Source organism: Rhodococcus sp. (in: high G+C Gram-positive bacteria) (genome assembly GCF_049299235.1).
Classification (GTDB): domain Bacteria; phylum Actinomycetota; class Actinomycetes; order Mycobacteriales; family Mycobacteriaceae; genus Rhodococcus.
The window spans coordinates 1-2,579 of the sequence record NZ_JBAQXC010000373.1 but is presented as its reverse complement, the minus strand read 5'-3'; the positions used below and the strand labels follow the sequence as shown (position 1 = coordinate 2,579).

At 68.5% G+C, this 2,579-nt stretch carries 1 protein-coding gene and 2 pseudogenes; 2 read left to right on the top strand and 1 reads right to left on the bottom strand.

Annotation, left to right across the window (positions count from 1 at the left end; translation table 11 throughout):
* Window positions 1–402: pseudogene (locus WAX14_RS23145) on the bottom strand (hypothetical protein); the annotation flags it as partial.
* A 115-nt stretch (window positions 403–517) separates the two neighbouring features.
* Here WAX14_RS23145 and glmS point away from each other — a divergent pair.
* Window positions 518–2,383 carry a glutamine--fructose-6-phosphate transaminase (isomerizing) gene (glmS, locus tag WAX14_RS23140; RefSeq protein WP_422630381.1) on the top strand — a complete coding sequence of 622 codons (1,866 nt, stop codon included), beginning with the start codon at window positions 518–520 and terminating at the stop codon, window positions 2,381–2,383.
* 25 nt (window positions 2,384–2,408) lie between these two features.
* Window positions 2,409–2,579: pseudogene (locus WAX14_RS23135) on the top strand (bifunctional ADP-dependent NAD(P)H-hydrate dehydratase/NAD(P)H-hydrate epimerase); the annotation flags it as partial.

The window sequence follows — 2,579 nt, the reverse complement described above, 5'->3', positions numbered from 1 at the left end:
GGACGCGGCCAGTACCGCCGCACCCGCACCGAGACCGTGACCGGCCACGGCAAGGCGGTCGGGATGCACGCTGATTCGGCCCGTCCCCAGCCGCACGTTCGTGCAGATGTCGAGAACGGTGAGCAGGTCGGTGGACATGCCCAGCGCCGACGGCACCGGCCCGCGCTCGGTGTTCGGGGCTGCCGCGACGATGCCCCACGAGGCGAGATGCTCGAGCAGCTTCACGTAGTTCGACGTTCCGGTCAGCCACCCGTGCCCGAATGCCACCGCAGGAAGTCCGAAACCCTCGGCCGGGGTGTAGACCACGCCTGGTTGACCGGCCAGTGCCAGGTCGCCGCGCAGGACCGAATGGGGTCCGCGCCGGGAGAGCTGCTGAGCCAGGGATTTCGGGTTCGACGCCACGGCGTGAACGTTAGCGGACGGCCGATCCGTGCGGCACGTCACCGGCCGCGGACCGGGGCGCGTGTGGTCCCGTCGAGTTGTTACCGCCGGGTCGTTGCCCAGTACCCTGCTAACCATGTGCGGAATCGTGGGATATGTCGGGCACCGCAATGCTCTCGGCGTCGTGGTGGAGGCACTACGGCGGATGGAATACCGAGGATACGACTCGGCGGGCGTCGCCATCCTCGACGGGCGCGGCGGGCTGGCCGTCGAGCGGAAGGCGGGGCGGCTGGCGAACCTGGAGGCCGAACTCGACGAGGTCGGCAGGGACCACTTCGCGGGGACCGCAGGGATGGGGCACACCCGGTGGGCGACCCACGGCCGGCCCACCGACCGCAACGCGCATCCGCACCGCGACGCGACCGGTCGCGTCGCCGTCGTCCACAACGGCATCATCGAGAATTTCGCACCGCTCCGCGCCGAACTCGAACACGACGGTGTCGACTTGGCATCCGATACCGACACCGAGGTCGCGGTGCACCTGGTGGCCCGCGCCTACGCCGCAGGCCCCACCGCCGGCGACTTCGTGGAGAGCGCGCGCAGCGTGCTGCGCCGGCTCGAAGGCGCGTTCACGCTGGTGTTCGCGCACGCGGACCATCCCGGCACGATCGTGGCCGCACGTCGCTCCACGCCGCTGGTCGTCGGTGTCGGCGACGGCGAAATGTTCATCGCCTCCGATGTCGCGGCGTTCATCGAGTTCACCCGCGACGCTGTCGAGTTGGGGCAGGATCAGGTCGTCGTGATCACGAAGGACTCGTACTCGGTCACCGATTTCGACGGTGGTCCCGACGTGCCGACCCGGCCGTTCACCATCGACTGGGATCTCGCCGCCGCCGAGAAGGGCGGCCACGACTACTTCATGCTCAAGGAGATCGAGGAGCAGCCCGACGCGGTCGCCGACACGCTGCGCGGGCATTTCGTCGACGGCCGCATCGTGCTCGACGAACAGCGCCTGTCCGATCAGGAACTACGCGACATCGACAAGGTGTTCGTCGTGGCGTGCGGCAGTTCCTATCATTCCGGTCTCGTCGCCAAATATGCGATCGAGCATTGGACACGACTCCCCGTCGAGGTGGAACTGGCCTCCGAGTTCCGTTACCGCGATCCCGTGCTCGACCGGTCGACGCTGGTCGTGGCGATTTCCCAGTCCGGTGAGACCGCCGACACCCTCGAAGCCGTCCGGCACGCGAAAGACCAGAAGGCGCGAGTACTGGCGGTGTGCAACACCAACGGCGCGCAGATCCCGCGCGAGGCCGATGCGGTGCTCTACACCCGCACCGGCCCCGAGATCGGGGTTGCGTCGACGAAGGCGTTCCTCGCCCAGATGGCGGCGAACCTGCTGGTCGGACTGGCGTTGGCGCAGGCTCGCGGCACCAAGTATCCCGACGAGGTGGCTCGCGAATACGACGATCTCGCCGCGATGCCTGCGCGCATCGAGCAGGTGCTCGCCACGATGGACCCGGTTCGCGAACTCGCGCGGGAACTGTCGGCGTCTCCGGCCGTGCTGTTCCTGGGTCGTCACGTCGGCTATCCCGTTGCACTCGAGGGCGCCCTCAAACTCAAGGAACTCGCGTACATGCACGCGGAGGGTTTCGCGGCCGGCGAACTCAAGCACGGACCCATCGCCCTGATCGAGGACGGTCTCCCCGTCATCGTGGTGATGCCGTCCCCCAAGGGCCGGGCGGTGCTGCACAGCAAGTTGCTCAGCAACATCCGCGAGATCCAGGCGCGCGGCGCCCGCACTGTCGTCATCGCCGAGGAAGGCGACGAAACCGTGCGTCCGTTCGCCGATCATCTCATCGAGATCCCGTCGTCGCCGTCGCTGCTGCAGCCACTGCTGTCGACGGTGCCCTTGCAGGTGTTCGCGGCCGAGGTCGCGCAGTCGCGCGGATACGACGTGGACAAACCCCGCAACCTGGCCAAGTCCGTCACGGTCGAATAAACCCGCACGTCGAACGGGAGCAGCGATGCGCGACTATCATCCGTGCGATCGGGTCCGGGCCGCCGAGGCTCCGCTGCTCGCGTCGCTGCCCGACGGCACGCTCATGCGACGGGCCGCGCACGGCCTCGCCCGCGTCGTCGCCGCCGAACTACGCGCCTGCACCGGCGGGATCGCCGGTCGGCAGGTGGTGTTGCTC

Excerpts from the sequence above, each read along its gene's own strand:
- glmS (WP_422630381.1), top strand. The coding sequence starts at position 518 with ATGTGCGGAATCGTGGGATATGTCGGGCACCGCAATGCTCTCGGCGTC.